Below are 8197 nucleotides of genomic sequence, written 5' to 3'. Positions count from 1 at the left end.
CTCGGATCCGGGCTGTCGGGGATCGCGCAGGACATGATCCAGCTCGTCGGCTTCCGGATGGTGCAGGGGTTGGGCGCGGGCGGTCTGATGACCGGATCGCCGCCGCGTCCCCGGCCGAGGCGCCGCCGGTCCCGCCTCTGCGGCCCGCGGGCGCCGAGGTCCGGCTGAGCGGGGTCACGTTCGCGTACGGACCGCACGCGGCGCCGGTCGTGGCGGGCCTCGACCTGAGCGTGCCGGAAGGGGAGCACCTGGCGGTGGTCGGGCCCAGCGGGGCGGGCAAGTCCACGCTCGCGGCCCTCGTCAGCGGCCTGCTGCGGCCGGACGCGGGGGAGGCGCTGATCGGCGGCGTCCCGGCCGCGTCCGCGGACCCGTCCGCGCGGGTCCTCATCCCCCAGGAGGCGTACGTCTTCCGCGGCACCCTCCGCGAGAACCTCACGTACCTGACCCCGGAGGGAGACCTCGACCGGGCCGTGGCGGCGCTCGGGGCGGAGGAGCTGGTGGAGGCGGCCGGCGGGTACGACGCGCCGCTCGACGCCGCCGCCCTGTCCGCCGGTCAGCGGCAGCTCGTCGCCCTCGCGCGCGCCTACCTGTCGCCCGCCCGCCTCGTCATCCTGGACGAGGCCACGTCCTGCTTGGACCCGGCCGCCGAGGCGCGGGTGGAGCGGGCGTTCGCCCGGCGCGGCGGCACGCTCGTCGTGGTCGCGCACCGCATCACCTCCGCGCGGCGCGCCGGCCGCGTCCTGCTCATGGACGGGCCGGACGTGCGCACCGGCACGCACGACGAGCTCGTCCGCACCGCCCCCCTGTACGCCGACCTGGTCGGCCACTGGCAACCGGAGCCCGTGACATGAGATATCCGGACGCGATGCGTCTGCCCCTCGTCGAGCACCTGCACGGCCACGCCGTCCCCGACCCGTACCGCTGGCTGGAGGACCCGGGCACCCCCGAGACCCGCGCCTGGCAGCAGGCCCAGGACCGGCTGTGGCGCGAGCACGCCGCCACGCTGCCGCTGCGCGACCGGTTCGAGGCGCGCCTTCTGGAGCTGAGCGCCGCCGGCCTGGTCACGCCGCCGCTGTGGCGCGGCGGGCGCCGCTTCCACCTGGCCCAGTCCGCGGGGCAGGAGCACCCGGTGCTGCACCTCGACGGCGAGCCCGTCCTCGACCCCTCGGCGATCGACCCGTCGGGCCTGACCACGCTCGACGGCTGGCAGCCGGACCACGACGGACGCCTGCTCGCCTACCAGCTCTCCCGGCGCGGCGACGAGCGCGCGGACCTGCACGTCCTCGACCTGTCCACCGGGCGGCCGGTGGACGGCCCGATCGGCGGCTGCCGCTACTCGCCCGTCGCCTGGCTGCCCGGCGGCGACGCCTTCTACTACGTCCGCTTCCGCCAGGGCGTCTACCTGCACCGCCTCGGCGACCCGGCCGACGTGGAGGTGTTCGCGCGGGGCCCCGTCGCGTACGGGCTGCAGACCAGCGGCGACGGCCGGTGGCTGACCATCACCGCGGGCACCCGGGCGGGCAACGGCGCCTGGCTGGCCGGCCTGTCCGCCGGCGACCCCGCCCGGCTCGACCCGCGTCCCGTCCACGAGGAGGGGCGCGAGCGGGACGCCCGCACGGAGGCGGCCGTCGGCCCCGACGGCCGCCTCTACGTCCTGACCGACCAGGACGCCCCGCGCCGCAGGCTCTGCGTCGCCGACCCGGCGCAACCGTCGGCCTGGAAGGAGCTGATCCCGGAGGACGGGGCGGCGGTCCTCGGCGCGTTCACGGTCCTGGACGGCGACCGGCTGCTCGTCGCCCGCACCCGCCACGCCGTCGGCGAGATCGGCGTCCACGACGCGGCCACCGGGGAGCTCCTGGCCGAGGTGCCCCTGCCGGGCAGCGGCACCGTCACCGCCCTCACCTCGCGCCCGGGAGGCGGCCACGAGGCGTGGTTCGGCTACACCGACGCCGTGACCCCCGCCGAGGTCTGGCGGTACGACGCCCGCGACGGCGCCACGGCCCGCTGGGCGACCGCACCCGGGCACGTGCCGTTCACGGAGGTGGAGAGCCGGCACGTCGAGTACACCTCGGCCGACGGCACGCGCGTCCGCATGGTGGTCACCGCCCTGCCCGGCCGTGACGGCCCGCGGCCGGCGATCCTGACCGGGTACGGCGGGTTCGGGGTGCCGCTCACGCCCGCGTACGCCGCCGACTCGCGCGCCTGGGTGGAGGCGGGCGGCGTCCTCGCCGTCGCGCAACTGCGCGGGGGCGGCGAGGAGGGGGAGTCCTGGCACCGCGACGGCATGCTCGGCCGCAAGCAGAACGTCTTCGCCGACTTCGAGGCCGCCGCCGGGAAACTGGTCGCCGACGGCTGGACCGAGCCGGGCCGCCTGGCTGCCTGGGGCGAGTCGAACGGCGGCCTGCTCGTCGGCGCCGCCCTGACGCGCCGCCCCGACCTGTTCGCCGCCGTCATCTGCTCCGCCGGGCTGCTCGACATGGTCCGCTACGAGCGCTCCGGCCTCGGCGCCTCCTGGGCGACGGAGTACGGCACGGCCGCCGACCCGGAGCAGCTCGCCTGGCTGCTCGGCTACTCGCCCTATCACCACGTACGCCACGGGGTCACGTACCCGGCGACGCTCTTCACCGTCTCGGGCGGCGACTCGCGGGTCGACCCGATGCACGCCCGCAAGATGTGCGCCGCCCTGCAGGAGGCGACGTCGGGGGAGGGGCCGGTGCTGCTGCGCCACGAGCCCGACGTCGGCCACGGCGCCCGCGCGGTCAGCCGTTCCATCACCCTCGCCGCCGACATCCTCGCCTTCGCCGCCGCCCACACCGGCCTCACGGCCTGACAACGTCCTGGGGGCGGAGCGGTCAGATCCAGCCGGACTCGCGGGCGATGCGGATCGCGTCGATGCGGCTGCGCGCGCCAAGTTTGGAGGTGGTGCGGTGCAGGTAGTTGCGGACCGTTCCCTCCGACAGGAACAGCGAGGCCGCGATCTCCGAGACCGGGGCGCCCTCGGCCGCCGCGCCGATCACGTCCAGCTCCCGGGGAGTCAGCGGCGGCTCCAACGGTCTCATGGCGGCGATGGCGATCTCCGAGTCGATGACCCGCTCCCCGGCGGCCACCCGGCGGATGGCGTCGGCGAGCTGGTGCGGGGGCGCGTCCTTGGCCATGAAGCCGCGCACGTGCACGTCCAGCGCCCGCCGCAGCAGGCCGGGCGTGCCGACGCCGGTGAGGATGAGGACGCCGCAGTGCGGCAGCTCCTCGTGCAGCTCGCCCGCAGCCTCCAGGCCGTCCTTGCCGGGCAGTGAGACGTCGATGACGGCCACGTCCGCCCCGGAGGAACGGGCGGCGGCGACGATCCGGTCTCCCCGGTCGACCTCGGCGACGACCTCGATGTCCTCCTCGTAGGCCAGCAGGGCCACGATCGCGCCACGCACCAGATGCATGTCCTCAGCCAGCAACGTTCGGATCACGTTTGTCCTCGCGGTCGGCCAGCAAGACCTTTCCGGTTCCAGAGGCGGCCCTGACCCCTTCAAGAACAAGGTGTCAGGGCGCCGTCACCGCGAGTCTTTGCCCAGTTACGGCGGAAGCATGCTAGAGCGCCGTAAATTCCGCGGAATCTGTTCCCGGGGCAGCCGGCACGCCCCGGGCGTCAGGTCTTGTCCGCGCCGTTCTTCGGGTTGCCGAAGCGGACGCCCTGCCGGTACGTCCAGGCGTACTGCTTGCAGATGGTGGAGATCTTCACCCCCTTGTACCTGCCCTTGTAGGCCGGGCAGGTCCAGTCCCGCATGGTGACGTAGAAGACGTCGTCCACCTGGGACTTGCGGTTCCTGTCGAGGTAGTACTTGTACTTCTTGTAGGTGTTGCCGATCAGGCCGTATCCGTAGTCGTGCATGTCGCAGGCCGGGCGGAAGTCGAACTTCCACCTGCTGGGCCGGGCCGGGACACCGGTGCAGTAGTCGTGGTGGACGCCGACGACCCAGTACCCGGTGGGCAGCTTCTTCCACGACGGGTACTTCCAGCCGTAGTGGGCCGCCCACGCCGCGCAGCCGACGCGGGTGTACCACATCCAGTGCACGGCGGCGGAGCAGTACGAGGGGGAGGCGAACGGCCGGACGACGTCCCCGGAGAAGTCGTCCGGCGACGGGCCGGTGGCGTCGGGGTCCTTGATGGCGTCCCCGCTGAGGTCCGGCGGCGTGCCGGACGAGGTGTCGGGCCTCCTCGTGTCCGAGGTGGCGGTCGCGGCGGGGGCCGCCGAGTCCCCGGCGAACGCCAGCCGCCAGTCGCCGTGCGAGGCGGAGTCGACGGTGGTCAGCCGTCCGACGCCGTCGTAGGCGTACGCCGCCTGGCCCGCGCCGTCCAGGCGCGGGTCCGCCATGGTCCGCAGCAGGCCGGAGGCGTCGTAGGCGTACGTGGCGACGGGCGCGGGCGATCCGGAGCCGGACTGCAGCGTGATCTCCTTGAGCCGGCCCGCGTAGTCCCCGGTGCCCGTGCCGGCGGCGGTGGTCGTCGTGGCGTACCGGAAGGCCAGCACGCTCTGCGGTTCGTCGCCGGCGGCCGGCTCGGTCACGGTGGCGACCCTGCCCTGCGCGTCGTAGGTGACGGAGGACGTGCCGTAGGCGTTGTTCCCGACGCCCGTCACCCTCCAGGCGTCACCCACCTGTTTCCAGGTGTAGGTGTGGGCGAGGTCGGCCGGGTCGGCGGGTTCACCGCTCCCGTTGGTGAACCCGCCGTCCTCGGGGTCGCCCGGCTCGATGGGGATCGTCTCGACGATGGTGGCGGGCCCCGGGCGCCTGCCGGTGGACTCGGTGAGCTTGGAGCCGTCCTCGGCCTCGTACTTCCGGATGTACGCGCCACCGGGGAGGTCGATGCTGGTCTTGAGCGTGTAGGCGGTGGAGCTGTCCGAGTCGAGGTCGGTGACGATGATGGAGCCGTCCTGGACCTGCAGTGCCCGGCCGGTGGTGCCGCCGAGGAACTCGGCCTGCCATCCCGGCCCGAAGACGGACAGGTCGGTCCGGGAGGCCGGCGTCGGCCGGGGCCGGGAGGCCGTGCCGTCCACGGTGGTCACGCTGTGCCGGCGGCCGATCTGGCCCTCGGCCACGTCGCTCTCGGCGATCTCGAAGGTGTCGGTGTCGGCGTGGTACTGGCCGGGGCCGATGGACTGGACGTCGGCCGGCGGCACCGTGTCGGCGGCGACGGATGCGGCGACGACGGACGCGACGGGAGCGGAGGCGGCGGGAACGGATGTCGTGGGAACGGATGTGGTGGGAACGGATGTGGTGGGGACGGAGGCGGTGGCCTGTGCGGGTAAGGCGGTCAGCAGGGGGATGGCCAGCCCCATGACCGCCGTGACGACGCTTGAGCGTCTCACTCAGCCCTCCTTACGAGGTCCGAAGATCGGGTGGATCTTGCGGGCGCACGCTATGCGAGGGCTGTTGCCACCGGGTTGCCATCGAGGTCATCCGGGCCGTCGCCGCGGTCGTCCCGGCCGCCGCCGCCGCCGGCGCTCTCGCGGCTGCCCATCCGGAGGAAGATCGCCGACGCCTCGCGGAGGGCCGCCTCCGCCGCCGCCGCGTGGCCCTGGGTCGCCTCCAGGCGGGCGAGCACGCCGAGCGTCCGCGCCCGCCACAGGGGCAGGCCCATCTCGTCCCACAGGGCCAGCGCGGCGGCGAGCGCGCGGCCGGCCCGGACCGGCGCGCCCTGCGCGATCCGCAGCTCGCCGATCGTCCGCAGCACCAGGCCCCGGCCGAACCGGTCGCCCAGCCGCGAGCACACGCGCAGGCTGGCGAACAGCGCCTGCTCGGCGAGCCGGAGGTCGCCCCGGTGAAGATGGATCTTGGCCATGGCCTGGTCGGCGTAGCAGGCGCCATGGGGATCTCCGGCCGCGCCGAACAGCCGCCGGGAGTCGCGGAACCGGGCCGCCGCCTCCCCGTGCTCGCCCAACGCGCGGTGCGCGAGCCCGACGCTGCGGTGGAGGAGCGCCTCGCCGCGCCGGTCGTCGATCTTCCGGAAGGCGGCCAGGGCCTCGTTCAGCACCGACAGCGCCGCGTCCCCGTCGCCCCGTTCGCGGCGGACGAAGCCGAGCATGCACCGCGCGTGCGCGCGCCCGGCCCGGTCGCCGAGCCGGGTGAACAGCTCCGCCGCCTCGTGCAGGGAGTCCTCGGCCGGGCCGAACCAGCCGGCCTCGGCGCGCACCGTGCCGAGGCCGGACAGGGCGGCGGCCCGGTTGCGCCGGTCGCCGATCCGCTCGAACCGGCGCAACGCCTCCTCGTACGCGGTGGCCGACTCGGCGTAGCGGTCCTGCGCGAGGCGCATGCGGCCGAGCCCGAGCAGGACCATCCCCTCGCCTTCCAGATCTCCCGAGCGGCCGGGCGGCCCTGATCGGCCGGGCAGTCCTGATCGGTCGCCGAGCCCCGGGTCGCCGCGCAGGATGTCCTGGCGCAGCCGGACGACGCCGGGACCGGGTTCGAGGCCGAGGTCGTCGGCCAGGCGCTCCCGCAGCCGCTCGAACGCGTCGAGCGCCTCGGCGACCCGCCCGGACCGGTACAGCGCCAGCATCAGCAGCCCGACGAGCCGCTCCCGCGCCGGGTCGGCCGCGACCTCCTCGGCGAGCGTGCCCAGCACCTGGCGGTGGCGGCCGAGCCGCAGCGACGTCTCGACGTGCTCCTCGACGACGACCCGCCGGGCCTCCTCCAGGCCCACGCACAGCGCGTCGCGGGCCGCTCCGGTGGCCGCCGCGTCGAGCGCCGGGCCCCGCCACAGGTCCAGCGCCTGCCGGAGCAGGACGGTCCGCTCCTCGTCGTCGCCGGCGGCGCGGGCCCGCTCGGCCAGCACGCCGAACCGGTACGCGTCGACGGTCATCGGATCGACGCGCAGGCCGTACCCGGAGCCCGTGGCGAACACGGCCGCCTCGCACCCCGCGGCGACCCGGGAGAGCGCGCCGCGCAGCCGCGAGACCAGCACCTGGACCTGCCGGCGGCCGCCGTCTGGCGGCCGGTCGGGCCACAGGAGTTCGAGCAGCCGGTGGACCGGCACCACCCGGTTGGGCGAAAGGGCCAGCACCCCGAGCAGCAGCCGCTGCTGCCGCCTGGGCAGCGGCACCGGCGTGCCCGCCCACCGCAACTCCACCGGTCCGAGCAGGCGTATTGCGTGATCCTCAGCGTCCAAGCTGACGACCTCCCGGTCAGGCGTGGGTTCGCGCTCCGGGACGACTGTAGTTGATCAATCGGGAAAGCGGAGTTGCCGCCGGACCAGAGGCGCACCTCGCCGCAGAGATGCACCTCGACGCCGAGCCGGTCGAAGAACGCGGCCTTGGCGGTCAGTGCCTTGTCGGCCGTGGCGGCGTCCGGGGCGTAGGCGATCTGCACGTGGTTGGCCTTGTGCCGGGCCATGAACCGGTCGCGCGTGACGCCGTGGTGGACGACGTGCGCGATCGGCCACTCGGGGTTGGTGGCGGCCCAGCGGCGCTCGGTCTCCTCCTGCAGCTCGACCACGGACGCGCGGCCGATGTCGAGGTGGAGGCGGCCCCCGGCGATGTGGAGGCGCGACCAGACGATCTCAGTTCGCGGTGTACAAGGCGCCCGAGTCGTTCCGTCGCGACCTCGGCGCCACCGGCACCACCGTCCGCTGCCCCCTACGTGAAGGGGAGGCCCGCACGCGCGGGCCTTCTCTTCACGTCCGGGGTGGGGGATGCTGGCGATCATGGAACCTCGCGTGCGCCCTCTCCCACCCGAGCAGTGGGACGACTTCCAGCGGGACAACCCCTACAACGTCTTCACCACGATCGCCCGCCACCCCAAGCTCTACCGCGCCTGGCTCGGCTTCGGCGGCGCCCTCCTGTACGGCGGCACGCTGCCCGCGCGCGAGCGCGAGCTGGCCATCCTGCGCACCGCGCACCGCCACGGCAGCGCCTATGAGTGGGCCCACCACACGCGCATCGGCCGCGAGGCCGGGCTGACCGACCAGGAGATCGACGCGGTACGGCGCGACGACGCGGACTGGCCGCCCGGCGACCGGCTGGTGCTGCGGGCGGCCGACGAGCTCCACGCCGACGGCGACCTGAGCGACGCCACCTGGGCGGCCCTGTGCGAACGCTACGACGAGGCGGAGCGGATCGAGCTGGTCATGCTCATCGCCCACTACGGCATGCTCGCCGTGGTGCTCACCACGCTGCGCGTGCCCCTGGAGGACGCCTGAGCCGAGCACCCTGGTG

Annotated in this window: 6 protein-coding genes; 3 read left to right on the top strand and 3 right to left on the bottom strand. The window is 74.6% G+C overall.

Annotated features, from left to right (window positions below):
* Nucleotides 1–209: 209 nt before the first annotated feature.
* Nucleotides 210–851 (top strand): ATP-binding cassette domain-containing protein, encoded by a 642-nt coding sequence (locus tag AB0H81_RS17445; RefSeq protein ID WP_358375434.1) that lies wholly within the window; start codon nt 210–212, stop codon nt 849–851.
* Between the two features lie 14 nt (nt 852–865).
* Nucleotides 866–2830, top strand: a complete 1965-nt coding sequence (locus AB0H81_RS17440; RefSeq protein WP_358375432.1) for a prolyl oligopeptidase family serine peptidase — start codon at nt 866–868, stop codon at nt 2828–2830.
* Between the two features lie 22 nt (nt 2831–2852).
* On the opposite strand, the gene AB0H81_RS17435 is transcribed toward AB0H81_RS17440, so the two are convergent.
* From AB0H81_RS17435 to AB0H81_RS17425, 3 genes are all read right to left on the bottom strand, one after another.
* Entirely contained in the window at nt 2853–3458 is a 606-nt protein-coding gene (locus tag AB0H81_RS17435) for a response regulator transcription factor (protein WP_358375430.1), read from the bottom strand.
* Nucleotides 3459–3637: 179 nt separating this feature from the next.
* Entirely contained in the window at nt 3638–5356 is a 1719-nt protein-coding gene (locus AB0H81_RS17430; RefSeq protein ID WP_358375429.1) for a phospholipase A2, read from the bottom strand.
* A gap of 50 nt (nt 5357–5406) precedes the next feature.
* A complete protein-coding gene (locus AB0H81_RS17425; RefSeq protein WP_358375427.1) occupies nt 5407–7152 on the bottom strand; it encodes a BTAD domain-containing putative transcriptional regulator in 1746 nt (581 codons plus the stop codon).
* A gap of 534 nt (nt 7153–7686) precedes the next feature.
* Between AB0H81_RS17425 and AB0H81_RS17420 the strand changes: the two genes are divergently transcribed.
* Nucleotides 7687–8181 carry a carboxymuconolactone decarboxylase family protein gene (locus AB0H81_RS17420; RefSeq protein WP_358375425.1) on the top strand — a complete coding sequence of 165 codons (495 nt, stop codon included), beginning with the start codon at nt 7687–7689 and terminating at the stop codon, nt 8179–8181.
* Nucleotides 8182–8197: the final 16 nt, after the last annotated feature.

The sequence above is a fragment of the Nonomuraea sp. NPDC050691 genome (genome assembly GCF_040654455.1).
Lineage (GTDB): Bacteria > Actinomycetota > Actinomycetes > Streptosporangiales > Streptosporangiaceae > Nonomuraea.
The sequence above is the reverse complement of the archived record's forward strand: the minus strand, read 5'-3'. Positions and strand labels throughout refer to the sequence as shown.